This window comes from Ramlibacter sp. JJN2-2R, from assembly GCF_057747835.1.
Window position 1 is genome coordinate 2,656,630 of the sequence record NZ_CM173226.1, and the last position, 25,092, is coordinate 2,681,721.

25 protein-coding genes are annotated in these 25,092 nt (G+C 71.3%); 18 read left to right on the plus strand and 7 right to left on the minus strand.

What is annotated here, in order from left to right; translation table 11 throughout:
- Positions 1-145: 145 nt before the first annotated feature.
- Together ilvN and AC3ANR_RS12940 are read right to left on the minus strand one after the other, a co-directional pair.
- Complete coding sequence (gene ilvN / locus AC3ANR_RS12935; RefSeq protein WP_135265519.1) at positions 146-637, minus strand: acetolactate synthase small subunit; 492 nt, start codon at positions 635-637, stop codon at positions 146-148.
- 113 nt (positions 638-750) lie between these two features.
- The gene (locus AC3ANR_RS12940; protein WP_488288514.1) at positions 751-2,541 is read right to left on the minus strand and encodes an acetolactate synthase 3 catalytic subunit; all 1,791 of its coding nucleotides are present in this window, start codon (positions 2,539-2,541) and stop codon (positions 751-753) included.
- 271 nt (positions 2,542-2,812) lie between these two features.
- Here AC3ANR_RS12940 and AC3ANR_RS12945 point away from each other — a divergent pair, with 271 nt between their 5' ends.
- The 6 genes from AC3ANR_RS12945 to AC3ANR_RS12970 all read left to right on the plus strand — a co-directional run bounded on the left by AC3ANR_RS12945 (position 2,813) and on the right by AC3ANR_RS12970 (position 6,069).
- A complete protein-coding gene (locus AC3ANR_RS12945) occupies positions 2,813-3,379 on the plus strand; it encodes an RNA polymerase sigma factor (RefSeq protein WP_488288515.1) in 567 nt (188 codons plus the stop codon).
- Entirely contained in the window at positions 3,376-3,807 is a 432-nt protein-coding gene (locus tag AC3ANR_RS12950) for a DUF3619 family protein (protein WP_488288516.1), read from the plus strand. Before AC3ANR_RS12945 ends, AC3ANR_RS12950 begins: the two co-directional genes overlap by 4 nt.
- Positions 3,808-3,821: 14 nt before the next feature.
- The gene (locus tag AC3ANR_RS12955; RefSeq protein ID WP_488288517.1) at positions 3,822-4,517 is read left to right on the plus strand and encodes a DUF3106 domain-containing protein; all 696 of its coding nucleotides are present in this window, start codon (positions 3,822-3,824) and stop codon (positions 4,515-4,517) included.
- Between the two features lie 86 nt (positions 4,518-4,603).
- Positions 4,604-5,053, plus strand: coding sequence for an RDD family protein (locus tag AC3ANR_RS12960; RefSeq protein ID WP_488291809.1), 450 nt, complete (start codon positions 4,604-4,606; stop codon positions 5,051-5,053).
- Between the two features lie 30 nt (positions 5,054-5,083).
- A complete protein-coding gene (locus AC3ANR_RS12965; protein WP_488288518.1) occupies positions 5,084-5,488 on the plus strand; it encodes a diacylglycerol kinase in 405 nt (134 codons plus the stop codon).
- On the plus strand, positions 5,485-6,069 hold the full coding sequence (locus AC3ANR_RS12970; protein WP_488288519.1) for an LOG family protein: 585 nt from the start codon (positions 5,485-5,487) through the stop codon (positions 6,067-6,069). Before AC3ANR_RS12965 ends, AC3ANR_RS12970 begins: the two co-directional genes overlap by 4 nt.
- Positions 6,070-6,093: 24 nt before the next feature.
- Here AC3ANR_RS12970 and AC3ANR_RS12975 read toward each other — a convergent pair whose 3' ends face one another.
- Positions 6,094-6,432: a P-II family nitrogen regulator gene (locus tag AC3ANR_RS12975; RefSeq protein ID WP_488288520.1), complete on the minus strand. Its 339-nt coding sequence runs from the start codon at positions 6,430-6,432 to the stop codon at positions 6,094-6,096.
- A gap of 15 nt (positions 6,433-6,447) precedes the next feature.
- Entirely contained in the window at positions 6,448-8,112 is a 1,665-nt protein-coding gene (locus tag AC3ANR_RS12980) for an NAD+ synthase (protein WP_488288521.1), read from the minus strand.
- 8 nt (positions 8,113-8,120) lie between these two features.
- On the opposite strand from AC3ANR_RS12980, the gene AC3ANR_RS12985 reads away from it, so the two are divergent.
- The 3 genes from AC3ANR_RS12985 to AC3ANR_RS12995 all read left to right on the plus strand — a co-directional run bounded on the left by AC3ANR_RS12985 (position 8,121) and on the right by AC3ANR_RS12995 (position 11,779).
- Complete coding sequence (locus AC3ANR_RS12985) at positions 8,121-9,296, plus strand: GNAT family N-acetyltransferase (protein WP_488288522.1); 1,176 nt, start codon at positions 8,121-8,123, stop codon at positions 9,294-9,296.
- A 67-nt stretch (positions 9,297-9,363) separates the two neighbouring features.
- Complete coding sequence (locus AC3ANR_RS12990) at positions 9,364-10,875, plus strand: wax ester/triacylglycerol synthase family O-acyltransferase (protein WP_488288523.1); 1,512 nt, start codon at positions 9,364-9,366, stop codon at positions 10,873-10,875.
- 112 nt (positions 10,876-10,987) lie between these two features.
- The gene (locus AC3ANR_RS12995; RefSeq protein WP_488288524.1) at positions 10,988-11,779 is read left to right on the plus strand and encodes an esterase/lipase family protein; all 792 of its coding nucleotides are present in this window, start codon (positions 10,988-10,990) and stop codon (positions 11,777-11,779) included.
- A gap of 60 nt (positions 11,780-11,839) precedes the next feature.
- Here the strand turns inward: AC3ANR_RS12995 and ppa are convergent, their stop codons facing one another.
- The gene (gene ppa / locus AC3ANR_RS13000) at positions 11,840-12,385 is read right to left on the minus strand and encodes an inorganic diphosphatase (protein WP_488288525.1); all 546 of its coding nucleotides are present in this window, start codon (positions 12,383-12,385) and stop codon (positions 11,840-11,842) included.
- A gap of 227 nt (positions 12,386-12,612) precedes the next feature.
- On the opposite strand from ppa, the gene AC3ANR_RS13005 reads away from it, so the two are divergent.
- A complete protein-coding gene (locus AC3ANR_RS13005) occupies positions 12,613-14,769 on the plus strand; it encodes a sodium-translocating pyrophosphatase (RefSeq protein ID WP_488288526.1) in 2,157 nt (718 codons plus the stop codon).
- Between the two features lie 46 nt (positions 14,770-14,815).
- Here AC3ANR_RS13005 and AC3ANR_RS13010 read toward each other — a convergent pair whose 3' ends face one another.
- Positions 14,816-15,403, minus strand: coding sequence for a TetR/AcrR family transcriptional regulator (locus AC3ANR_RS13010; protein ID WP_488288527.1), 588 nt, complete (start codon positions 15,401-15,403; stop codon positions 14,816-14,818).
- A 116-nt stretch (positions 15,404-15,519) separates the two neighbouring features.
- On the opposite strand from AC3ANR_RS13010, the gene AC3ANR_RS13015 reads away from it, so the two are divergent.
- From AC3ANR_RS13015 to AC3ANR_RS13050, 8 genes are all read left to right on the plus strand, one after another.
- Positions 15,520-16,338 carry a metal-dependent hydrolase gene (locus tag AC3ANR_RS13015; RefSeq protein ID WP_488288528.1) on the plus strand — a complete coding sequence of 273 codons (819 nt, stop codon included), beginning with the start codon at positions 15,520-15,522 and terminating at the stop codon, positions 16,336-16,338.
- A 61-nt stretch (positions 16,339-16,399) separates the two neighbouring features.
- Positions 16,400-17,833 carry an aldehyde dehydrogenase family protein gene (locus tag AC3ANR_RS13020; protein ID WP_488288529.1) on the plus strand — a complete coding sequence of 478 codons (1,434 nt, stop codon included), beginning with the start codon at positions 16,400-16,402 and terminating at the stop codon, positions 17,831-17,833.
- Positions 17,834-17,857: 24 nt separating this feature from the next.
- Positions 17,858-18,619: an SDR family oxidoreductase gene (locus AC3ANR_RS13025; RefSeq protein WP_488288530.1), complete on the plus strand. Its 762-nt coding sequence runs from the start codon at positions 17,858-17,860 to the stop codon at positions 18,617-18,619.
- 5 nt (positions 18,620-18,624) lie between these two features.
- Positions 18,625-19,170, plus strand: coding sequence for a hemerythrin domain-containing protein (locus AC3ANR_RS13030; protein WP_488288531.1), 546 nt, complete (start codon positions 18,625-18,627; stop codon positions 19,168-19,170).
- A 43-nt stretch (positions 19,171-19,213) separates the two neighbouring features.
- Entirely contained in the window at positions 19,214-20,329 is a 1,116-nt protein-coding gene (gene moaA / locus AC3ANR_RS13035; protein ID WP_488288532.1) for a GTP 3',8-cyclase MoaA, read from the plus strand.
- 86 nt (positions 20,330-20,415) lie between these two features.
- On the plus strand, positions 20,416-21,027 hold the full coding sequence (gene mobA, locus AC3ANR_RS13040) for a molybdenum cofactor guanylyltransferase MobA (RefSeq protein ID WP_488291810.1): 612 nt from the start codon (positions 20,416-20,418) through the stop codon (positions 21,025-21,027).
- Positions 21,024-22,313 carry a molybdopterin molybdotransferase MoeA gene (moeA, locus tag AC3ANR_RS13045; protein WP_488288533.1) on the plus strand — a complete coding sequence of 430 codons (1,290 nt, stop codon included), beginning with the start codon at positions 21,024-21,026 and terminating at the stop codon, positions 22,311-22,313. Before mobA ends, moeA begins: the two co-directional genes overlap by 4 nt.
- Before the next feature lie 10 nt (positions 22,314-22,323).
- The gene (locus AC3ANR_RS13050) at positions 22,324-24,486 is read left to right on the plus strand and encodes an FUSC family protein (RefSeq protein ID WP_488288534.1); all 2,163 of its coding nucleotides are present in this window, start codon (positions 22,324-22,326) and stop codon (positions 24,484-24,486) included.
- 380 nt (positions 24,487-24,866) lie between these two features.
- On the opposite strand, the gene AC3ANR_RS13055 is transcribed toward AC3ANR_RS13050, so the two are convergent.
- Entirely contained in the window at positions 24,867-25,016 is a 150-nt protein-coding gene (locus AC3ANR_RS13055) for a hypothetical protein (protein ID WP_488288535.1), read from the minus strand.
- Positions 25,017-25,092 lie beyond the last annotated feature (76 nt).

Below are 25,092 nucleotides of genomic sequence, written 5' to 3' on the forward strand. Positions count from 1 at the left end.
CAGATTGAAACCACGCTGCGCGTAGCCTGCGGCGCACGAACACCAACCACCGAATCGCGGGCCACCGCGGAGCCGGCTTTGCCGGGCCGCTGGTGGCGCCCCCTCGAGGGGGAGGCGCCGCAGGCGCTTCGGGGGTGGGTCATTGCTAGACGCGCAGCACGCGCTCGCCGCGGCCGATGCCGCTGGCGCCGGTGCGCACGGTCTCGAGGATGGCGGTGCGGTCGATCGCCTCGAGGAAGGCGTCGTTCTTCGACTGGTCGCCGGTCAGCTCGATCGTGTAGCTCTTCTCGGTGACGTCGATGATGCGGCCGCGGAAGATGTCGGCCATGCGCTTCATCTCCTCGCGCTCCTTGCCGACGGCCCGCACCTTCACCATCATCAGCTCGCGCTCGGTGTAGGCGCCCTCGGTGAGGTCGACCACCTTGACCACCTCGATCAGGCGGTTCAGGTGCTTGGTGATCTGCTCGATGACGTCGTCCGACCCGGTGGTCTGGATCGTCATGCGCGACAGCGACGGGTCCTCCGTCGGCGCCACGGTGAGCGATTCGATGTTGTAGCCGCGGGCCGAGAACAGGCCCACGACGCGGGACAGTGCGCCGGGTTCGTTTTCCAGCAGCACGGCGATGATGTGTTTCATGGCGCGATTCCTCTTTTCGGTGCCCTCCCCCGCCGCCGGTAAGCGACGGGCTCGGCAAGCCAATAGATTCGTCAGGGAAGCCGCGTCCGCCGCCGGGCGGCGCGGCCGGGGGGTTACAGGTCTTCGCTGCCCAGCAGCATCTCGGTGATGCCCTTGCCGGCCTGGACCATCGGGAACACGTTCTCCGTCGGGTCGGTGCGGAAGTCCATGAACACCGTGCGGTCCTTGAGCTTGCGCGCCTCGCGCAGCGCGGGCTCGACGTCCTGCGGCCGCTCGATCAGCATGCCCACGTGGCCGTAGGCCTCGGCGAGCTTGACGAAGTTGGGCAGCGCGTCCATGTAGCTGTGGCTGTAGCGGCCCTCGTAATCGAGCTGCTGCCACTGGCGCACCATGCCCAGGTAGCGGTTGTTCAGCGAGACGATCTTGATCGGCGTCTTGTACTGCAGGCAGGTCGACAGCTCCTGAATGCACATCTGCACCGAGCCCTCGCCGGTGACGCAGTACACCTCGCTGTCCGGCCGGGCCAGCTTGATGCCCATCGCGTAGGGGATGCCCACGCCCATGGTGCCCAGGCCGCCGGAGTTGATCCAGCGGCGCGGCTCGTCGAACTTGTAGTACTGGGCGGCCCACATCTGGTGCTGGCCCACGTCCGAGGTGATGTACGTGTCCACGCCGCGGGTCAGCTTCGCCAGCGTCTCGATCACGAACTGCGGCTTGATCACGTCGCGGTTGTCGCGGTCGTAGCGCAGGCAGTCGCGGCCGCGCCACTCCTCGATCGTCTTCCACCACGCGGCCAGCGCCGGCGCATCGGGGCGCGCGCCGGATTCGCGGATCATCGAAATCATCTCGCCCAGCACTTCGCGCACGTCGCCGACGATGGGGATGTCGACCTTCACCCGCTTGGAGATGCTGGAGGGGTCGATGTCGATGTGGATGATCTTGCGCTCGTTCTGTGCGAAGTGGCGCGGGTTGCCGATCACCCGGTCGTCGAAACGGGCGCCCACGGCCAGCAGCACGTCGCAGTTCTGCATGGCGTTGTTCGCCTCGAGCGTGCCGTGCATGCCCAGCATGCCCAGGAACTTGCGGTCGTTGCCCGGATAGGAGCCCAGGCCCATCAGGGTGTTGGTGCACGGATACCCGAGCAGGTCGACCAGCTGGCGCAGCTCGCCGGTGGCGTTGCCCAGGACCACGCCGCCGCCGGTGTAGATGTAGGGCCGCTTGGCCGCCAGCAGCAGCTGCAGCGCCTTGCGGATCTGGCCGCCGTGGCCCTTGCGCACCGGGTTGTACGAGCGCATCTCCACCTTGTCCGGATAGCCGGTCCAGGCGGTCTTGTTGAACGACACGTCCTTCGGGATGTCCACCACCACCGGGCCGGGGCGGCCGCTGCGGGCGATGTGGAAGGCCTTCTTCAGCACGTCGGCGAGCTGCCGCACGTCCTTGACCAGGAAGTTGTGCTTCACGATCGGGCGCGTGATGCCCACCGTGTCGCACTCCTGGAACGCGTCCAGCCCGATGGCCGGCACCGGCACCTGGCCGGTGATGATCACCATCGGGATGCTGTCCATGTACGCGGTGGCGATGCCGGTCACCGCGTTGGTGACGCCCGGGCCCGAGGTGACCAGGGCCACGCCGACGTCGCCGGTCGCGCGGGCGTAGCCGTCGGCCGCGTGCACGGCCGCCTGCTCGTGGCGCACCAGCACGTGCTGGATCGTGTCCTGCTTGTAGAACGCGTCGTAGATGTGGAGGACCGCGCCGCCCGGGTAGCCCCAGACGTACTTGACGCCTTCGGCCTGCAGGGACTTGACGAGGACTTCGGCGCCGCGCAACTCCAGTGCGCTGGCCCGAGCGGGGGTGCCGGCCGTGGCGGCCGCCGCGGAGGTGAGCTCCGCCTTGCTGATTTCCATCTTCAACCTTTCGAGTTTCGGGAACGAAACACCGTTTGGTGCCCCTTCGCACACCCTCGTGAGGCTGCGTCGGGACTTAGAACCTCGGGCCATGGGCGCGCCAGTCGCTGCGCCGGATCCGGATTCGTTTGCCTTTTGACTTGCAGCGGCCATTATCGCACCACGCGGACGGCCCAGCCCGACAGCAGGCCGCCCCGGTGCCATAATCGCGCGCCGACACCGACCCCAACCTCACGACAGCGCTGCGGCGCACCCGCACTTCCCGCCCGCCTTGGCCACCGAACGAGAACTTTCCGACTTCCTCAAGAGCGTCGAGAAGCGGGCCTTCAAGCGATCCGTCTACCACGTGCGGGACGAGGAAGCGGCCCTGGACATCGTGCAGGAAAGCATGATGAAGCTGGCCGAGCACTACGGCGACAAGCCGGTCGCCGAGCTCCCGATGCTGTTCCAGCGCATCCTGTCCAACTGCACGCTGGACTGGTTCCGGCGCCAGAAGACCCGCAACGCGCTGTTCTCCAACCTGAGCGACTTCGAATCGGCCTCCGAGGACGGAGATTTCGACCTCCTGGAAACTTATACGGCCGTGGAGGGTTCTCAGCAGGCGGAGAGTGCCGAGGACGTCACCCGCCGGGCGCAGATCTTGCGGGAAATCGAAACGGAGATCCTGGCCCTGCCGGCGCGTCAACGCGAAGCATTCCTGATGCGTTACTGGGAGGACATGGACGTGGCCGAAACGGCGGCGGCCATGGGTTGTTCGGAAGGCAGTGTCAAGACACACTGTTCCCGGGCAGTCCAGGCCCTCAGCAAAGCTCTGAAGGCAAAGGGATTACAAGCATGAATGTCGTCGTCAACCGTGATCTGGCGCTCGCCCGCCAGGACCAGTTCGGCAGCCGCGTGGCGCGCCGGCTGGATGCCGCCACGCTCGAGCTGCCGCACGACATCTCCGAGCGGCTGCGCGCCGCCCGCGTGCAGGCGCTCGCCGGCCGCAAGATGACCCCGCTGCAGCCCGTCCGCGAGGTCCACGTGTCCGCCGACGGGCAGGCCACCCTGGGCACCGGCAACGAGCGCATGAGCCTCTGGCAGCGCCTCGCGTCCGCCCTGCCCCTGATCGTGCTGGCCGCCGGGCTGGTCACCATCCACGTGGTGCAGAACGAGCGCCGCGCCAAGGAAGTGGCCGAAGTCGACGCGGCCCTCCTCACCGACGACCTGCCGCCCTCGGCCTACGCCGACCCCGGCTTCGTCCAGTTCCTCAAGTCCGAACACTGACCGAGGGGCGGCGCGTGCCAGGCCATCGCCCCCCACCCCACGCAGCGACCCGGACCAAGGCGCTGCGCTTCTGGCTGGGCGCCATCGGCGCCCTCGCGTGCGCCGCCGCGTTCTCCCAGCCCCCCGCCCCCATGGCCGGCGCCTCCGCGCCGGCTGCGCCCACGCGGCCGGGCACGGGCAAGGTGGCCGCCCAGACCGCCAAGGCCGCGACCCGCCCCGCCTGGGCCGAACTGAACGTCTCGCAGCAGCAGGCCCTGCGGCCGCTGGCCCCGGCCTGGAACACCCTGAGCGAGGCGCAAAAGCGCAAGTGGCTCGCCCTGTCGAGCAACTACCAGCGCCTCTCGCCCGAGGAACAGGCCAAGCTGCACAGCCGCATGACCGAATGGGCGACGCTCAGTCCCCAGCAGCGCACGCAGGCCCGCCTGAACTTTGCCGAGACCAAGAGCGTGCCGGCCAGCGAGAAGAAGGCCAAGTGGGAGGCCTACCAGGCCCTGTCCCCCGAGGAAAAGCGCAAGCTCGCCGCCGGCGCGGCAGCCAAGACGCCGCCCACCGCCGCCGCCGTGCGGCCGGTGTCGCCGCAAAAACTCGCCCACGTGCCACGCGGCAGCCGCGGCACGACCTCGCCGCGCATCGTGGCCGGTTCGGCGGGCGAGCCGCCGGCCGCCGTGCCACCGGCGGCGCCGGCGGCCCCCCCGACGCAGGCCAACTGACCGTGGCCTCCCGCCTGTCGCAGACGCCGACCGAGGGCGCCGGCCCGGCGGTGCCCGACCTCACCGCCCCGGCGCTGGCGCGCCGCATGGCGGCCTGGCTGTACGAAGGGCTGCTCCTGTTCGCCATCGTGTTCGTGGCCGGCTGGCTGTTCAGCACCCTGGGCCAGATGCGCAGCGGCATCGATCCCCGCCGGCCCCTGCTCATCGCGTTCCTGGCCGTCGTGGTCGGCATCTACTTCGCCTGGTTCTGGAGCCGCGGGCAGACGCTCGCCATGAAGACCTGGCACATCCGCGTGGTCGACCGCGCCGGGCGCCCGCTCACGCAACAGCGCGCGGCCCTGCGCTACGTGTGCAGCTGGCTGTGGTTCCTGCCGCCGCTGGTGCTGCTGGCTCCGCTGCACCTGGGCGGCCGGGCCGACGCGCTGGTCATCGTCGGCTGGGTGGTGGCCTGGGCCGCGGCCAGCCGCCTGCATCCGCAACGGCAGTTCTGGCACGACGCCCTGGCCGGCACCCGGCTCGTCTCCGCGCCCCGCTGACCGCATCGCGCGGTCGTGGACAATGAGCGCATGTCACCGTCGTCCGAAGTGCTCCCACCCGTCCATCCCCAGAAGACCCGCAGCGGATTGAGCCGCGTCTGGCACGCCACCGGCTACTCGCTGCAGGGCCTGCGCGCGGGCTGGGGCGAGACCGCCTTCCGGCAGGAAGCCTGCGCCGCGCTCGTCCTGCTGCCGCTGGCGTTCTGGCTCGGGCAGGGCTGGGTGCAGGTCGCGCTGCTGGCCGGCTCGGTGCTGCTGGTCATGATCGTCGAGCTGCTCAACACCGGCATCGAAGCCGTCGTCGACCGTGTCGGCCCCGAGTGGCACGCGCTGTCCAAGCGCGCCAAGGACATGGGCAGCGCCGCCGTCATGCTCAGCCTGCTGCTGGCCCTGGGCATCTGGACGGCCGCCATCGCGGAGCGCTTCGCCCGATGACCGCGCCGTTCTCGATCTGTGTCTACTGCGGCTCGCGCAACGGCGTGCCGGAGCATTTCGCCCGGGCGGCGCGCGACGTCGGCCGCTGGATCGGCGAACGCGGCGGCCAGCTGGTCTACGGCGGCGGCAACAACGGCCTCATGGGCACGGTGGCCGACGCCACGCTCGAGGCCGGGGGCACCGTGATCGGCGTCATCCCGCAGGCCCTGGTCGACAAGGAGTTCGCCAAGCGCGACTGCACCGAGCTGCACATCGTCGAGACCATGCACGACCGCAAGCGGATGATGGCCGAGCGCGCCGGCGCCTTCCTGGCGCTGGCGGGCGGCATCGGGACGTTCGAGGAGTTCTTCGAGGTCTGGACCTGGCGGCAGCTGGGCTACCACGACAAGCCCGTCGGCCTGCTCGACACCGCCGGCTACTACGCCCCGCTGCTGCAGTTCCTGGGCGCCAGCATCACGGCCGGCTTCATGAACGACTGGCAGATGGACCTGATCCGGGTGGGCGCCGAGGTCGACCCGCTGCTGCAGGCCCTGGCCGAGGGCGCCAAGCCCCCGCAGGCGCAGGACCTCTCGCAGATCTAGCCGCGGCGGCCGCGCCGCCGGCCGTCAGATCGCCGACTCGTCGGCCTCGCCGGTGCGGATGCGCACGACGCGCTCGACGCTGGTGATGAAGATCTTGCCGTCGCCGATCTTGCCGGTGCGCGCGGCCTTGACGATGGCATCGACGCAGCGCTCGACGTCGTCGTCCTTGACCACCACTTCCACCTTCACCTTCGGCAGGAAGTCCACCACGTACTCGGCGCCGCGGTACAGCTCCGTGTGGCCCTTCTGCCGGCCGAAGCCCTTGACCTCGGTCACGGTCAGGCCGGTGACGCCGCACTCGGCCAGCGCCTCGCGCACTTCCTCCAGCTTGAACGGCTTGACGATGGCGGTGATCTGTTTCATGTCCTCGATATCCCTCTACGCGCGGAACTTGCCGGTAATAGGATAGCGCCAATCCTTGCCGAAGCCCCGGTGCGTCACGCGGATGCCCACCGGCGCCTGGCGGCGCTTGTATTCGTTGATGCGCACCAGCCGCGCGACCTTCTCCACCACCGCGCGGTCGAATCCGGCGGCGACGATCTGCTCCACGCCCTCGTCGTCCTGCAGGTAGCGCGCCAGCACCGCGTCCAGCACCTCGTAGGGCGGCAGGCTGTCCTGGTCCACCTGGCCGGGCCGCAGTTCGGCGCTGGGCGGGCGCGTGATGATCCGCTCGGGGATCGGGTCGGCGCCGGTGCCGTAGGGGTCGTTGCGGTTGCGCCAGCGCGCCAGTGCGAACACCGCGGTCTTGAACACGTCCTTGATGACGGCGAAGCCGCCGGCCATGTCGCCGTACAGCGTGCAGTAGCCGGTGGCCATCTCGCTCTTGTTGCCGGTGGTGAGCACGATGCTGCCGAACTTGTTCGACAGCGCCATCAGCAGCACGCCGCGGATGCGGGCCTGGATGTTCTCCTCGGTCGTGTCCTCCGGCAGGCCCCGGAACTCGCCGGCCAGCGCGGCCTTGAACGCCTCGAACTGCGGCGCGATCGAGATCTCGTCGTAGCGCACGCCCAGCCGGGCGGCCATGTCGCGCGCGTCGATCCAGGAGATGTCGGCCGTGTAGGGCGACGGCATCATGACCGCGCGCACCTTGTCCTTGCCCAGCGCATCGACGGCGATCGCCAGCACCAGGGCCGAGTCGATGCCGCCCGACAGGCCCAGCAGCACGCCAGGGAAGCCGTTCTTGCCGATGTAGTCGCGCACGCCCAGCACCAGCGCGTCCCACAGTTCGGCCTCGGGCTCGCGCTCGGGGGCGATGGGCGCGGTCAGCGCCAGCCCGTCCGACGCCTGGTGCGCGGTGAGATGGAACAGGTCCTCGCGGAACGAGGGCGCGCGGCCGGCCAGCGTGCCGTCGGCGCCGACCGCGAACGACCCGCCGTCGAAGACGACCTCGTCCTGCCCGCCGACCAGGTGGGCGTAGACCAGCGGCAAGCCGACCGCGCGGGCCCGCTCGGCCATGCGGGCGATGCGCTCGCCGCCCTTGCCCGCGTGGTACGGCGACGCATTGATGACGGCCAGCAACTCGGCGCCGGACTCGCGCGCCAGCATGGCCGGCTCGTCGAACCAGGCGTCCTCGCAGATCAGCAGGCCGACGCTGACGCCTTCGCACTGGAACACGCAGATGCCCTTGCCCGGCGTGAAGTAGCGGCGCTCGTCGAACACTTGGTAGTTGGGCAGCTCGCGCTTGGCATACGTCTCGAGCACGCGGCCTTCGCACAGCACGCTGGCGGCGTTGAGCCGGCGCTGCACCTGCACCGAGCGGCTGCGCACGTCGCCGCCCACCGGATGGCCGACCACCACGTGCAGGCCCTTTAACCCGGCCAGTTCGTGGGCCACCGTCTTCAGGGCATCATCGCAGGCGGCGATGAACGCCGGCCGCAGCAGCAGGTCCTCGGCGGGATAGCCGCAGATCGACAGCTCGGGGGTGAGAACCAGGCGCGCGCCGCGCTCGTAGGCCTGGCGGGCGGAGGCGATGATCTTCTGCGCATTGCCCGGCATGTCGCCCACGATCAGGTTGAGCTGGGCGATGCAGATGTGAAGGGCCATTGTCAGCAGTGAAGAACGACCCGAACGATTATGTCATCCGGCTCTGCGCCGCGCCGTCGGAGGTGGACGCGGACGCATGGAACGCGCTGTTGGGCTCGCAGGACGCGCCCACGCCCTTCATGCGCCACGAGTACCTGGCCGCGCTGCACGACAGCGGAAGTGCGACGGCGCGCAGCGGCTGGACGCCGAGCTACCTGACCCTCTGGCGCGGCGACAGCCTGCAGGCGGCCTGTCCGCTGTACCTGAAGGACCACTCGTACGGCGAGTACGTATTCGACTGGGCCTGGGCCAACGCCTACGAGCAGCACGGGCTGGCCTACTACCCAAAGGGCCTGGTCGCGGTGCCGTTCACGCCGGTGCCCGGCTCGCGGCTGCTCGCCCGCGACGACGGCGCGCGCCGGGCCCTGGTCGACCTGCTGGTGGCGCTGTGCAAGCAGAACGGCCTGTCGTCGCTGCACCTGCTGTTCCTGTCGGACGCGGACGTCCGGGCCTGCGCCGACGCCGGGCTGATGGCGCGCCACACGGTCCAGTTCCACTGGACCAACCACGGCTGGGCCACGTTCGACGATTTCCTGGCCAGCCTGGCGCAGGACAAGCGCAAGAAGATCCGCCAGGAGCGCCGCAAGGTGTCCGAGGGCGGCGTGACCTTCCGCGCGCTCGAGGGCGAGCGCATCACCGAGGCCGACTGGGACTTCTTCTACCGCTGCTACGAGCGCACGTACCGCGAGCACGGCAACCCGCCCTACCTGCGGCGCGATTTCTTCCGCCGAGTGGCGCGCGACTTGCCCGCCCACTGGCTGCTGTTCATCGCCCGGCGTGGCGGCCGCGACATCGCCGCCAGCCTGATCGCCCTGTCCCGCGATGCGGCCGGCGGGCCGCAGGCCGCCTACGGCCGCTACTGGGGGGCGCTGGAGCGGGTGGACTGCCTGCACTTCGAGGCCTGCTACTACCAGCCGCTGCAGTGGTGCGTCGAGCACGGCGTGCAGCGCTTCGAGGGGGGCGCGCAGGGCGAGCACAAGATGGCGCGCGCGCTGATGCCGGTGAAGACGCACAGCGCGCACTGGCTGGCGCATCCGGCCTTCGCCGATGCGGTGGAACGGTTCCTGGATCGCGAAGGCCAGGGCATCGAGCACTACCTGGACCACCTGGAGGCGCGCTCACCCTTCCGGCAGCCGGACGCCTGAGGCGGACCGCCGGCCCGGGCACCGCGTCGGCGGCAACGGGCGTATCGTGGGCCGTGGAGGCGCCACCATGAAGACGCTCAGCGGCCTGGACGCCACGTTCCTGTACCTGGAGACCCCCGAGACGCCGATGCACGTCGGCTCGCTGCACCTGCTGCCCGAGGGCTTTCGCGGCAGCTTCCACCAGGCGGTGCGGGACCACATCGCCCGCCGCCTGCACCTGGTGCCGCTGTTCACGCGCCGGCTGGCCGCCATGCCGCTCGGCTTCGGCCATCCGGGGTGGGTGCAGGCGCAGGACATCGACCTGGACTTCCACGTCCGCCAGGTGCCGGGCTCGCGCCTGTCGGTGCATCGGGTCGAGTCGATCGCAGCCGGGTTGCACGGGGAGCTGATGGACCGCGGCCGGCCGCTGTGGCAGTTCCATGTCTTCGACGACGTGGCGCCGCCGCGCGGCATGCAGGTGCGGGGGCGCCTGGCCGCGTTCCATTCCAAGATCCACCATGCGGCGCTCGACGGCAAGGCCGGAACGCTGCTGGCCCATGCGCTGCTCGACCTCGGGCCGATCCCGCGCGACGTGCCGCCGCCTGATGCCCGCAGCGCCCCCCTGGACGACCTGCGCGTCGGCCACCTGGTCGGCCAGGTGCTGTCGAACTCGCTCGCCCAATACGTCCGGCTGGCCCGGGCCGTGCCGCAGGCGCTCTCCTCGCTCGGCGCGGTGGCCGGGCAGTCGTTGCGCCGGGCCGGCCCCTCGAAGGTGCCGTTGCGCCTGGCGCCGCACACGATGTTCAACGTCGGCATCGGGCCCCGCCGCGCCTTCGCCACCGCGACCCTGCCGTTCGGACCCGCCCGCGAACTGGCCCGCGAAGCCGGCGGCAGCTTCAACGACCTGGTGCTCTGGGTCTGCGCCACCGCGCTGCGCGACTTCCTCGCCCGGCACGGCACGGTGCCGCGACAGCCGCTGGTCGCCGCCATGCCCGTGAGCCTGCGCGAGGCCGGCAACCAGGAGATGGGCACGCAGGCGTCGATGTCGCTGGTGCAGCTGGGCACGCACCTCGCCGACCCGGTGGCACGCATGCAGGCCATCCTGCACTCCACCGGCAAGGTCAAGGGCGCCCTCGTCGGCCTGAAGACGGTGCTGCCGACCGACTATCCCTCTCTGCTGGCGCCCTGGCTGGTCGGGGGGGCCGGGCGGTGGGCCCTGCAGGCCTACGGCCGTGCGGGAGTCGCGCAGCGGCTGCCCGTGCTGGCCAACGTGGTGATCAGCAACGTGCCCGGACCGCCGGCCCCGCTGTACCTGGCCGGCGCGCGCATGCTGACCTTCCATCCGATGTCGATCATCCTGCACGGGCTGGCGCTGAACATCACGGTGCAGACCTACGCCGGCCGCGTCGACTTCGGCCTGGTCGGCGACGCCGCGGCGCTGCCCCGGCTGCACGACCTCGCGCGCGGCATCGAGGCGGCGTGGCTCGAGGCGCTGGTGGTCTTCGGCCCGCGGATGCCCAACCCCACCCCGGCCCGCCGCACGCGGCGCGCGACGGCGCGGCCCGCCGGAAAGGCGACGCCGGCGGCGCGAAAGGCTTGAGGAACACTGCGCCCGACTCGCCGCTCCAAGGATGGCGGCCCAGGGCCCGGCGGCATGCGACGGCTGCCAATGTCGCGCTGCGCCCTGCCACCTGACGCGCGGCCGCCAAGAGATGTCCACGAAGTCCCAGCAACGCCCTCCCGCCGACCTGCCCCCGCCCAGCCTGGCCATGCTGACCCTGGAATTGCGCGCCCCCTGGGAGTTCGGCGCACTGCTGCCCGCCTGGCCGGTGCTGCAAGGCGCGCCGGCCGGCGACGGCCACGGCGCGATCGTGTTCCCCGGCCTGTCCGCCTCGGACGGCAGCACGCTGCCGCTGCGCCGCTACCTCGATTCGCTCGGCTACGCCACCCGCGGCTGGGACCAGGGCATCAATTTCGGCCCGCGCGGCGGCGTGCTGGCACGGGCCAGGAACGGACTGCAGGCGCTGTGCGAGCGCACCGGCGGCAAGGTGAGCCTGATCGGCTGGAGCCTGGGCGGCATCTATGCGCGCGAACTGGCCAAGGAGCTGCCGGACCTGGTGCGCTGCGTGGTCACGCTGGGCACGCCCTTCGCCGGCCCGCCCCGGTCGACCAACGCCTGGCGGCTCTACCAACTGGCCAGCGGACGCGACATCCAGCGCGAGGCGGAGCGGTTCGACCTGCCAACCGCCCCGCCGCTGCCCACCAGCAGCATCTACTCGCGCAGCGACGGCATCGTCGCGTGGCAAGGCAGCGTCCAGCATCCCGACCACGGCCGCACCGAGAACATCGAGGTGGTGGCCAGCCATTTCGGCCTCGGGCTCAATCCCGCCGCGTGGTGGGCGGTCGCGGACCGGCTGGCGCAGCCGCCGCACGACTGGCGGCCGTTCCGGCGGCCCTCGCTGCTCGGATTGCAGGGCCTGCTGTTCCCCGATCCCGCGCGCTGACAGACTCGCCATGAAAAAAGCCGGGCATCGCCCGGCTCCTGTCTTTCGCTGGCGAACGCCTCAGGCGCCCTGGCCCTGCGCCTTCTTGTAGTTGGCGATGCCGGCCAGCACTTCCTGCTTGGCGCTCTCGGGGCCTTCCCAGCCCAGCACCTTGACCCACTTGTTCGGCTCCAGGTCCTTGTAGTGCTCGAAGAAATGGGAGATGGTCTTCAGGCGCAGCGGGTTCAGGTCCTCGGGCTTTTGCCACTGGGTGTAGATGGCCAGCACCTTGTCCACCGGCACGGCCAGCACCTTGGCGTCGTCGCCGGCCTCGTCCTGCATCTTCAGGATGCCGATCGGACGGCAGCTGACCACCACGCCGGGGATCAGCGGCACCGGCGTGATCACCAGCACGTCCACCGGGTCGCCGTCGCCGGCGATCGTCTTGGGCACGTAGCCGTAGTTGGTCGGGTAATGCATGGACGTGCTCATGAAGCGGTCCACGAAGATGGCGCCGGTCTCCTTGTCGACCTCGTACTTCACGGGGTCGGCGTTCATCGGGATCTCGATGATCACGTTGAAGGCGTCGGGAACATGCTTGCCGGGGGTGACGTTGTCGAGGGACATCTTGTGTTCTGGGTTGGGAAAAGTGAAGGCTCGGGATTAACCCTGATTTTACTTTCGCGCGCCTTGCTTTCCCGTCGCGCTGCCTTGGGCGCGTCACATCTTGCGCTTATAGTCCGCCCGTTGGCCAATCGGGTCTCCCGTCGGGATGCCGCGAGGAAGCAACGCAGCGGGGGCACCGCTCGCGTGGCGCCTCCTCCAAGCAGAGCAATGACTAGGAGATGGAAGAAATGACTGGCAACTCGGCGCTGATCCTGGCGCTCGTCTGCGGCCTCGCGGCCGTGGCCTATGGGTTCTGGGCCCGCAGCTGGATCCTGTCGCAGGATGCGGGCAATGCCCGCATGCAGGAAATCGCGACGGCCATCCAGACCGGCGCGGCGGCCTACCTGGCACGGCAATACAAGACCATCGCCATCGTCGGCGTGGTGCTGGCCATCCTGATCGGCGTGTTCCTCGACGGCCAGACCGCCGTCGGGTTCGTCATCGGCGCCGTGCTCTCGGGCGCCTGCGGCTTCATCGGCATGAACGTCTCCGTGCGCGCCAACGTGCGCACCGCGCAGGCGGCCACGCACGGCATCGGCCCGGCGCTGAACGTCGCCTTCCGCGGCGGCGCGATCACGGGCATGCTGGTGGTGGGCCTGGGCCTGCTGGGCGTGACGGGCTTCTACTGGTTCCTGGCCGGCAACGGCCAGCTGACGCCGGCGTCCAAGCTGTCCACGATGCTCAACCCGCTGATCGGGTTTGCCTTCGGCTCCTCGCTGATCTCCATCTTCGCGCGCCTGGGCGGCGGCATCTTCACCAAGGGCGCCGACGTCGGCGCCGACCTGGTGGGCAAGGTCGAGGCCGGCATCCCCGAGGACGACCCGCGCAACCCGGCGGTGATCGCCGACAACGTGGGCGACAACGTCGGCGACTGCGCCGGCATGGCGGCCGACCTGTTCGAGACCTACGCGGTCACGCTGATCGCCACCATGGTGCTGGGCGCCCTGCTGGTCACCAACGCCGGCCAGGCGGCCGTGCTGTACCCGCTGGCGCTGGGCGCCGTGTCGATCATCGCGTCGATCATCGGCTGCTTCATGGTCAAGGCCAAGCCGGGCATGAAGAACGTGATGCCGGCCCTGTACATGGGCCTGGCCACCGCCGGCGTGCTGTCGCTGGTCGCCTTCTGGTTCGTCACCGGCTGGCTGATGCCCGACAACGCCATCACCGCCACCGGCTCGCAGATGCGCCTGTTCGGCGCCTGCGCCGTGGGGCTGGTGCTCACCGGCGCGCTGGTCTGGATCACCGAGTACTACACCGGCACGCAGTACAAGCCGGTGCGCCACATCGCCCAGGCCTCCACCACCGGCCACGGCACCAACATCATCGCCGGCCTCGGTGTGTCGATGCGCTCGACCGCCTGGCCGGTGCTGTTCGTCTGCATCGCGATCATCGTCTCGTACACCCTGGCCGGCCTGTACGGCGTGGCCGTCGCGGCGACGTCGATGCTGAGCATGGCGGGCATCGTGGTCGCGCTGGACGCCTACGGCCCCATCACCGACAACGCCGGCGGCATCGCCGAGATGAGCGACCTGCCGGCCTCGGTGCGCGACATCACCGACCCGCTGGACGCCGTGGGCAACACCACCAAGGCCGTGACCAAGGGCTACGCCATCGGCTCGGCGGGCCTGGCCGCCCTGGTGCTGTTCGCCGACTACACGCACAAGCTCGAAGGCTACGGCCGCGCGATCAGCTTCGACCTGTCCGACCCGATGGTGATCGTGGGCCTGTTCATCGGCGGCCTGATCCCCTACCTGTTCGGCGCCATGGCGATGGAGGCCGTGGGCCGCGCCGCCGGCTCGGTGGTGGTCGAGGTGCGCCGCCAGTTCAGCACCATCAAGGGCATCATGGAAGGCACGGCCAAGCCCGAGTACGGTGTCGCGGTCGACATGCTGACCAGGGCGGCCATCAAGGAAATGATGATCCCGTCGCTGCTGCCGGTGGTGGTGCCGGTGCTGGTCGGCCTGCTGCTCGGCCCGAAGGCGCTGGGCGGCCTGCTCATGGGCACCATCGTCACCGGCCTGTTCGTCGCCATCTCCATGTGCACCGGCGGCGGCGCCTGGGACAACGCCAAGAAGTACATCGAGGACGGCAACTACGGCGGCAAGGGCTCCGAGGCCCACAAGGCCGCGGTCACCGGCGACACGGTGGGCGACCCGTACAAGGACACCGCCGGCCCGGCCGTGAACCCGCTGATCAAGATCATCAACATCGTGGCGCTGCTCATCGTGCCGCTGGTGGTGAAGTTCCACGGCGCCGATGCGGCCCCGGTGCGCGCCGAATCGGCGCCCGCCGCGGTCACCGCCCCGGCACCGGCCCCGGCGATGCCCGCCTCCGCGGCCAAGTAAGCGGCCCCCGGCCCACTGCTGCAAGGCCCGCCTCGGCGGGCCTTGTTCATTTCAGCCGGCCGGTGACCGAGCGCACGAGCTGCGCGGCCGGCGCCACGAGTTCCTCGAGCCGACCGACGCGGTCGCGCTCGATGCTGTCGAGCACCAGCTCGTTGATGCCCCCCACCACGGCCAGGGCCATCTGGGGCGACAGCGGGCCGCGCCGCGAGCGCGAGCCGTTCACCACCTCCAGCATGAACGACGCGATCTCGTCGTTCACGCGCCGGCGCGAGGCCAGGCCCTGCGGGCCCAGGCCGAGGATCTCGACATACAGCGTGCGCAGCAGCACGGGATTGGAGGCCATGCAGCCGAGGTAGGCCGCGAGCGCCTGCTCGACCTGGGCATCCCAGGGCTGCGCCGGGTCGATGGCCGCGCGCAGCACCTTCAGCGCGTTGTGGCTCGCCGCCTCGTACAGGGCGACCAGGCACTCGGCCTTGCCGGCGAAGTGCTCGTAGAAGGTGCGGCGCGAGACGCTCGCCTCGCGCACGATGTCGGCGATCGTGGTCGCGGCGTAGCCCTTGTCCGCCACGGCGTGGGCCATGCCCTCGAGCAGGCGTCCGCGGTGTTCGGAGACGGCAAGGTCCAGGTCGCTCATCGGTGGTCATTGTCGCCGTTCGTCCGGGCGGAGCGATTGGTACTTGACAGTACCACGGGCGGCGGCCACCATGCGGCGATCGGTACGACTGCGTACCGTCCAGCCGTTCCACCGCCATGACCGCCCTCGTCGTCCGCCGCCTCCTTGTCGACATGGAAGCGCCGATCGCCCGCCACTGGTGCGCGGGCGACGCGTTCCGCACCGCGCTGTTCAACGCGCTGTCCATGAGTTTTCCCGTGGGCGAGCAGTTCTTCATCGACGCCGTCCGCGGCGGCTTCCAGGCCCTGCCGGCCGGGCAACAGGAGACGTTCCGCGCCGAGGTCCAGGGATTCGTCGGCCAGGAGGCCACGCACCGCCGCCTGCACGCCCTGTACAACCAGCACCTCGCCCGGCTCGGCCTGGTCAACCACTGGGAGCCGCGCGCGCGCAAGCGGCTGAAGCTGCTCGAGGGCGCGGACATCCGCCATTGGGTGGCGATCACCGCGGCCAACGAGCACTTCACCGCCATCCTGGCCGACTGGATGCTGCACAACCCCGACCTGCTGGGCGACCAGGATCCGCGGCTGGCCACTCTGTGGCTCTGGCACAGCGCCGAGGAGTCGGAACACAAGTGCACGGCGTTCGACCTGTACGCGGCGCTGGGCGGCAGCCAGGCCTGGCGCCTGACCTGGTTCCGCCGCGTCACCACGATCTTCCTCATGGACACGATCCGGCAGACGCTGAGCAACCTGCGCCAGGACGGCACGCTCTGGCGCTGGCGCACCTGGAAGAGCGCGGCGTCCTACCTGTTCGGTCCGCGCGGCCTCGTGCGCCAGACCTACCGCCCGTGGAAGGCGTACAAGCGCCCGGATTTCCACCCCTCCCAGCAGGACAGCTCCGCCTCGCGCGCCTGGCTCGCGGAGCACTCGCACCAGTTCACGCCGGTCGGGGCCTGACCGCCGGCGGCCGCACCGAGTACTTTCGGCCACGCCTTGCGGCTTGCCGCAGAATGGCCGCATGCAACTGCACTTCATCGGCAACGCCGGCCACCGCACCGCCTCGGGCCGGACGATCCCCGTCATCGACCCGTCCGACGGCCAACCCTTCGACGAACTCCAGCGCGGCAGCCCCGAGGACATCGATGCCGCGGTGCGCGCCGCCCGCCAGTGCTTCGACGGCCCCTGGAGCCGGCTGAGCGCCGCCGAGCGCGGCCGCCTGCTCATGCGCCTGTCCAACAAGGTCGCCGAGCATGCGGAGGAACTGGCCGCCATCGAGCAGCGCGATTGCGGCAAGCCCACCCGGCAGGCGCGCGCCGACGCGCTTGCGCTGGTGCGCTACTTCGAGTTCTATGCCGGCGCCTGCGACAAGCTGCACGGCGAGACCCTGCCCTACCAGGACGGCTACAGCGTACTCACCTGGCGCGAGCCGCACGGCGTCACGGGGCACGTCATCCCGTGGAACTACCCGATGCAGATCTTCGGCCGCAGCGTGGGCGGCGCGCTCGCCGCGGGCAACACGTGCGTGGTCAAGCCGTCGGAGGACGCGTGCCTGTCGCTGCTGCGCGTGGCGCAGCTGGCGGCCGAGTGCGGCTTTCCCGCCGGCGCCATCAACATCGTCACCGGCTTCGGCCACGAGGTGGGCGACGCGCTGGCGCGCCACCCCGGCATCGACCACATCAGCTTCACCGGCAGCCCGCTCGTGGGAACGCTGATCCAGCAGGCGGCGGCGGAGCGGCACTGCCCCGTCACGCTCGAACTGGGGGGCAAGAGCCCGCAAATCGTGTTCGACGACGCCGACGTCGAGGCGGTGCTGCCCACCGTCATCAACGCCATCGTGCAGAACGCGGGCCAGACCTGCTCGGCCGGCTCGCGGCTGCTGGTGCAGCGGCCCCTGTACGAGCCGCTGCTCGATCGGCTCGGCCAGCTGTTCGCCAGCCTGCGCGTCGGGCCGGCGGCGATGGACCTGGACGTCGGGCCGCTGATCCGCGCCAGCCAGCAGCAGCGCGTGTGGGACTTCCTGTCCGATGCGCAGCATGCCGGGATCCCGATGGTGGCGCAGGGCCAGATCGTCGACGAGGCGCCCGACACCGGCTTCTACCAGGCGCCCACGCTGCTGCGCGACGTGCCGGTGACCCACCGGCTGGCGCAGGAAGAGGTGTTCGGGCCGGTGCTGGCCGCCATGCCGTTCCAGGACGAGGACGAGGCGGTGGCGCTGGCCAACGCCACGCAGTTCGGCCTGGTCGCGGGCATCTGGACGCGCGACGGCGGCCGCCAGCTGCGCATGGCCAGGCGCGTGCGCAGCGGCCAGGTGTTCATCAACAACTACGGCGCCGGCGGCGGCGTCGAGCTGCCGTTCGGCGGCGTGAAGTCCTCCGGCTACGGCCGCGAGAAGGGCTTCGAGGCGCTGTACGGGTTCACCACGCTCAAGACCGTGGCGATCCGCCACGGCTGACCGGCCAGCAACAAGGAGCAAAGCATGCGGGTCCAGGACAAGTCCATCATCGTCACCGGCGCCGGCCAGGGCATCGGCGAAGGCATCGCCAAGCGCCTGGCGCAAGAAGGCGCGCAGGTGATCGTCAACGACATCGACGCTGCGCTGGGCGAGAAGGTCGTGGCCGCCATCCGGGCCGCCGGCGGCCGCGCGTCGTTCTTCGCCGCCGACGTGACCAAATCCGACGACATGAAGGCGCTGGTGCAGGCGGCGGTGCAGCGCCACGGCAAGCTGGACGTGATGGTGAACAACGCCGGCTGGACGCACCGCAACCGTCCCGCGCTCGAAGTGAGCGAAGCCGAGTTCGACCGCGTCTATGCGATCAACGTCAAGAGCATCTACCTCGCCACCATCCATGCGGTGCCGGTGTTCCGCGCCAACAAGGGCGGCAGCTTCATCAACATCGCCTCGACCGCCGGCGTGCGTCCGCGGCCCGGGCTGACCTGGTACAACGGCTCCAAGGGCGCGGTGATCACCACCAGCAAGTCGCTGGCCGCCGAGTTCGGCCCCGACAACATCCGCGTCAACTGCATCAACCCGGTGTTCAACCCGGACACCGGCCTGTCGGCCGAGTTCGCGGGCGGACCGGTCGACGAGGCCCGGCGCGCCAAGTTCCTGGCGACCATCCCGCTCGGGCGCTTCTCCACCGCGCTCGACGTCGCCAACGCCGCGCTGTACCTCGCCAGCGACGAGGCCGCGTTCATCTCGGGCGTGTGCATCGAGGTCGACGGCGCGCGCTGCGTCTGACGCCCATGGCCGCCAGCCGCCTGGGCGAACTCACGCCCTCCCCCGCCGCCGGCTTCGAGCAGCCGTTTGAGATGCTCGCGGCCTGCCACGAGCGGATCGCGCGCACGCTCGACCTGCTGCGGCGCCTGCAGGCGCACCTGCGCACCCACGGCGGCGACGAGCAGGCGCGGCAGGCGGCGCGCGACGTGATGCGCTACTTCGACATGGCCGCGCCCCAGCACCACCTGGACGAGGAGCGGCACGTGCTGCCCGCGCTGGAAGCCAGCGGCGATCCGGCGCTGGCGGCGCTGGCGCAGCGGCTGCGCACCGACCACCGCGCCATGGAATCGGGCTGGGCCGCCGCCCGGGCGGTGCTGGCCGAGGTGGTGGAGGGCCGCCTCGGGCACCCGGACCCCGCCCAGGAAGCCGCCCTCACCGGCTTTGCCGCCCGCTACGCCGACCACGTGGTGGCCGAGGAACAGGTCGCGTTCCCCTGGGCGTCCGGCCGCCTGGATGCGGCGGCGGTGGCCGCGATGTCGGACGACATGCGCAGGCGCCGCGGCGCGGCATGAACCGCGTCCGGCAGGGCCATGCCGGCGCAGGCAAAATCCACCCGTGGCTGAACGTGTGATCCCCCTCGTCGACCAGCGGCTGGTGCCGCTGGCGGCGCCCGTGCCCCTGGCGCCCGTGGCGGCCACCGGGCAGCTCGCGGACGCGCTCGGCCGGCCGATGCGCGACCTGCGCATCAGCGTCACCGACCGCTGCAACTTCCGCTGCAGCTACTGCATGCCCAAGGAAGTCTTCACCAAGGACTATCCGTACCTGCCGCATGCCGACCTGCTCACCTTCGAGGAGATCACCCGGCTGGCCCGGCAGTTCGTGGCGCACGGCGTGCGCAAGATCCGCCTCACCGGCGGCGAGCCGCTGCTGCGCAAGAACATCGAGGTGCTGGTCGGGCAGCTCGCCCAGCTGCGCACCGCCGACGGCGAGCCGGTCGAACTGGCGCTCACCACCAACGGCTCGCTGCTGGACCGCAAGGCCCGTGCGCTGAAGGAAGCCGGGCTGCACCGCGTGACGGTCAGCCTGGACGGGCTGGACGACGCGGTGTTCCGGCGCATGAACGACGTCGACTTCCCGGTCGCCGAAGTGCTCGCCGGCATCGACGCGGCGCGCGAGGCGGGCCTGGCGCCCGTCAAGGTCAACATGGTCGTCAAGCGCGGCACCAACGAGCACGAGATCCTGCCGATGGCGCGGCATTTCCGCGGCACCGGCACCGTGCTGCGCTTCATCGAATACATGGACGTGGGCGCCACCAACGGCTGGCGCATGGACGAGGTGATGCCCTCGGCCGAGGTGGTGCGCCTGCTCGCGCAGGAGTTCGCGCTGCACCCGCTGGACGCCGCCGCCCCCGGCGAGACCGCCGAGCGCTGGGCCTACGACGACGGCGCCGGCGAGATCGGCGTCATCAGCAGCGTCACGCACGCGTTCTGCGGCAGCTGCAACCGCGCCCGCCTCTCCACCGAAGGCCGCCTGTACCTGTGCCTGTTCGCCAGCAACGGCCACGACCTGCGCACGCTGCTGCGCGGCGGCGCCAGCGACGCCGACATCGCCTCGGCCATCGGCCACATCTGGCAGGGCCGCGCCGACCGCTACTCCGAACTGCGCGGCCAGCTGCCTGCCGACACCGCGACCGGCCGCCGCCGTGTCGAGATGAGCTACATCGGCGGTTAAGGCATGGCCCCGACGCTCGTCACTTCGTGGATCACGCTGCCTCCGGGGGCCATTGCGCCGTCCTGCCGCAACCGGGTGGGGGCGGCGTGATCGAGCGCGACGACATCACCGGGCTCGTGCTGGCCGGCGGCCGCGGCTCGCGCATGGGCGGCGTCGACAAGGGCCTGCAGAACTTCAACGGCGTGCCGCTCGCGCTGCACACGCTGCTGCGCCTGCAGCCGCAGGTGGGCGACGTGCTGGTCAACGCCAACCGCAACCTGGCCGCCTACGAGGCGTTCGGCGCCCCCGTCTGGCCGGATGGGCTGCCCGACTTCGCCGGCCCGCTCGCCGGCTTCCTCACCGGACTGGAGCGCTGCGACACGCCCTGGCTCGTCACCGTGCCGTGCGACACGCCGCTGTTCCCGTCCGACCTGGTGGCGCGCCTGGCGCTGGCGGCCGATGCGCAGCAGGCGGAGATCGCCATGGCCAGCGCGGCCGAGCAGGACGGCCAGCTGCGCACCCAGCCCGTGTTCTGCCTGCTGCGCCGCGAGCTGCTGGAGAGCCTGGTGCGCTTCACGCAGGGGGGCGGCCGCAAGATCGACGCCTGGACCGCGCAACACCGCGCGGTGACCGTGCCGTTCGATGCGCCCGGCGACGACCCGCGCGCCTTCTTCAACGCCAACACGCTCGCCGAGCTGCGCGGGCTCGAGCAGCGATGAAGTCCCTCGACCAGATCGCTGCCGAGCTGCAGGGCTACGACCCGCAGGCGCTGCCCGCCGCCTCGGTCAACGCCTTCCTCGCGCAGCTGGTGCAACCGGTCACGGACACCGAAATCGTTCCCACCGGCGACCTGCTCGGCCGCGTGCTCGCGCGCGACGTGGTCTCGCCGCTGAGCGTGCCGCCGCACGACAACTCCGCGATGGACGGCTACGCGTTCGACGGCGGCCAGCTCGCCGGCGCCCCGCTCTCGCTCGCCGTCGTCGGCACCGCCCTCGCGGGCAAGGCGTGGCAGGGCCGCGTGGGCGCGGGCGAGTGCGTGAAGATCACGACCGGCGCCATCATGCCGGCGGGCCTGGACACCGTGGTGCCGCAGGAGTTCACGCGCACCGGCGCCGACGGCCGCGTCGAAATCCCGGCCGGCGTCGTGCGCCGCGGCGACAACCGCCGGCTGGCGGGCGAGGACCTGATGGCGGGCCGCCCCGCGCTGCTGCAGGGGGAGCGCCTCGGCCCCGCGGCGTGCGGCCTGCTCGCCAGCCTGGGCCTGCCCGACGTGGCGGTCGTGCGCCGGCTGCGCGTCGCGTACTTCTCCACCGGCGACGAGATCCTCAGCCTCGGCGAGCCCCCGCGGGAAGGCGCGGTCTACGACAGCAACCGCTACACCGTGCGCGGCCTGCTCGCTCGGCTGGGCTGCGAGGTGGTGGACCTGGGTGTCGTGCGCGACAAACCCGCGCAGCTCGAACAGGCGTTCCGCGCCGCGGCGGCCCAGGCCGACGCCATCATCACCAGCGGCGGCGTCAGCGTGGGCGAGGCGGACTTCACCAAGGCCATGATGAAGCAGCTGGGCGACGTGGCGTTCTGGCGGATCGCCATGCGCCCCGGCCGCCCGATGGCCGTCGGCCGCATCGCGGGATCGCGCCCGGGGCAGGCCCCCGCGGTGCTGTTCGGCCTGCCCGGCAATCCGGTCGCGGTGATGGTGACCTTCCTGGCCTTCGTGCGTCCCGCGCTGCTCCGCATGATGGGCTGCCGCGACGCCGCCCCGCCACCGCTGCTGCGCGCGCGCAGCGTCGAGGCGCTGCGCAAGAAGCCCGGCCGCACCGAGTACCAGCGCGGCATCGTCGGCCCCGGCGCCGACGGCAGGCTGCAGGTGCGCATCACGGGCAATCAGGGCTCGGGCGTCCTCAGTTCGATGGTGCAGGCCAACGGCCTGATCGTGCTGCACCACGCGCAGGGCGACGTCGCCCCCGGCGACGAGGTGGACGTGATGATGTTCGAGGGCGTCGCCTGACCTTGCCGCATTGAGAGCCTCCCTCCGCCCCGTCCTGCGCGTGCTCCTCAGCTCGCACGTGACCAACGGCGTCACGGCGGGCGCGGGGCTCCTGGTCATCTCCGCGCTGGTGCACCTGCTGCTCGGCCCGGCCGCGGCGGCAGCCGCGACGGTCGGCGTCATCGTCGGCACGCCGGCCGACCAGCCCGCGCCGCGGCGGGGCAAGTTCACCCACCTGCTGCCCGCGGCCCTGATCGGCACGCCGCTGTTCCTGGCCGTGCAGCTGGTGCGCGACGAGCCGCTCGCGCTGTGGGCGCTGCTGGTGGCCGCCACCTTCGTCGCCTTCCTCGGCGCGGCCTGGGGCAAGCGGGGGCTGCCGATCGCGATCTCGGCGATGTTCGCGATGGTGTTCTCGCTGGCCACGCCGGCCTCGGAGGGCACCGACGCCGCGCTGCGGCAGACCTGGCACTTCGCCCTGGGCGCGGGCCTGTACCTGGTGTGGGCCACGGCGGCCAATGCGGTCCTCAATGCGCGCTACCGCACGCTGGCCCTGGCCGACTCGCTGCTCGCCGTCACCAGCCTGATGCGCGCGCAGGCGGCGCAGCTGGCCGGGCCGCAGGACACCGGCCTGGTCGGCCGGCTGATGAAGCAGCAGGCCGGCCTGGCCGACCAGCTGCAGACGGCACGTAACCTGCTGCTGGAGTCGCCCCGCACGCCGGCGCGGCAGCGCCTGGCCGGCATGCTGATGCAGGTGCTGGACATGCGGGACCACCTGGTCGCCTGCGCGCTCGACCTGGACGCGCTGGCCGCCGCCCCGGAGCAGCAGCCGCTGCTGCGCGGCCTGGCGCTGCAGCTCGAGGGCCTGGCCGACGACCTCGACGGCGTGGTGGACGCGCTGCTGCTCGGTCGCCAGGTGCCGCCCTTCACCCGCGAGCGGCCCGCCATGCCCATGCCGTCCGCCGAGGCCGTGCCGCCGGCCGACCGGTTGCAGCCGCCCGCGCACCTCCTGGCCCGCTCCCTGGCCGGGCGGGTGGTCCATGTGCACGAAGAGGTCGGGCGGGTGGTGGCGATCGCCCGCCGCGACCGCGAGCCCGACCTCGACGTGGTCCGCGCCGCCTGGCAGCTGTTCGTCAGCCCCACGGTGTGGTCGTGGCGCCCCTTCCTGGCCCTGTGGCGCTGGGACGCGCCGCCGCTGCGGCACGCCATCCGCGCGGCGCTGGCCATCGCCTGCGCCCAGGCGCTGACGATGGTGCTGCCCTGGGGCTCGCACGCCTACTGGATCCTGCTGACCATCGTGGTCGTGCTGCGCGGCAGCCTGGCCCAGACGCTGGAGCGCCGCAACGCGCGCGTGGCCGGCACCCTGCTGGGCAGCGTGCTGGCCGGGGCGGTGCTGTCGGCCGGCGCATCGGTCACCACGCTCACCCTGGTGGTCGTCCTCGGCCAGGCGGTGGCGCATGCGTTCGCCATCCGGCGCTACCTGGTCACCGCCGTGGCCGCCACGGTGCTGGCGCTGGTGCAGGCGCACCTGCTGGGCGGGGGCTCCTCGCCGGTCTTCGACGTCGCCGAGCGCATGGCCGACACCGCCATCGGCGTGCTGCTCGCCTGGGTGTTCAGCTACGTGCTGCCGTCCTGGGAGCGCTCGCAGATCGCGGCCCTGGTGGCCCGCACCGTGGCCGCGCAGGCCAAGCACGCGAAGCTGGCGCTCGGCCTCGGGCAGCTGGACGCCATCGACAACGAGGCCGAGCTGGCTTGGCGGCTGGCCCGGCGCGAGGCCTACGACAGCCTGTCGGCGCTGGTGCAGGCGGTCCAGCGCGCGCTGGCCGAGCCACGGGCCGTGCGCCCGCGGCTGCAGGACCTGGAGCGGATGCTGGGCCACGGCTACCAGCTGCTCGCGCAGCTGACCGCCGTCAAGACCATGCTGCTGCAGCGGCGGGACCGGTTGGCGCTGCAGCAGCTGCGCCAGCCGCTGCAGGAAGGCGCCGCGGCCATCGCGGCGGCCTTGGCGGGCACGCCGCCGGCCACGCAGCGCGCGGCGGACGGCGAACTGCCCCCGATGCTGGAATTGCCCGACCCGTACCTGGACGACCTCAGCCCCTGGCTGCTGCGCCGGCTGCACCTGGCCGTGGGCATCGCCCGTGAGCTGCACGCGGATGCGCAACGCGCCCTGCAACCGCAGGCGACGCAGGAAGGCTGAGTCCGGGCGCCGGCGCCCCCGCAACGCATCCGGCGGGATGAGGGGTCGACCGCCGCCCCATCAAGGCGGACTCGGCGGCGCAGTCCGGAAGCCCGGAGCGGGCTGGAGGCCAGGGGCCGGGCTGAAGTGCCGGAGGCCGGACTGAAGGTCCAGGAGCTGGCTTGCGTACCCAGCCGGGGTGCGGCGCCCTGCGGCGCGGGCGGCCGGTTGCGGCCTCGGCAGGAGGCCTTGCCGCGGCGCGGCAGTCACGACCGCCAGCACGATGACGGCGGCGGGGCCAGCCTGGAGAAAGATCCGGCGCGAGACGGTGTCCATGGCCGCGGTGCCTGCCCGGGGGCGGGAACCGCTGCGGCAATCCTGCCGCGCCGGCGGACGCCTCGTCAGGCGAACATGCGCCGGGCCTCGTCGGCCAGCTGCTGGCGTTTCATCACCAGCTTCGGCAGGTCCGGGTGCATCGGATCGATCTCGCGCAGGGCCCAGCCGTAGAACGCCTGTGCGAACGTGACGTGGATAAAGCGGATGATCTTCATGGCCCCGATGGTCGGGGGATATGGCAGAGCCATCCGGTCGGTACGTGCCTGAACCATTTGTCGGTGCCGCGGCGGG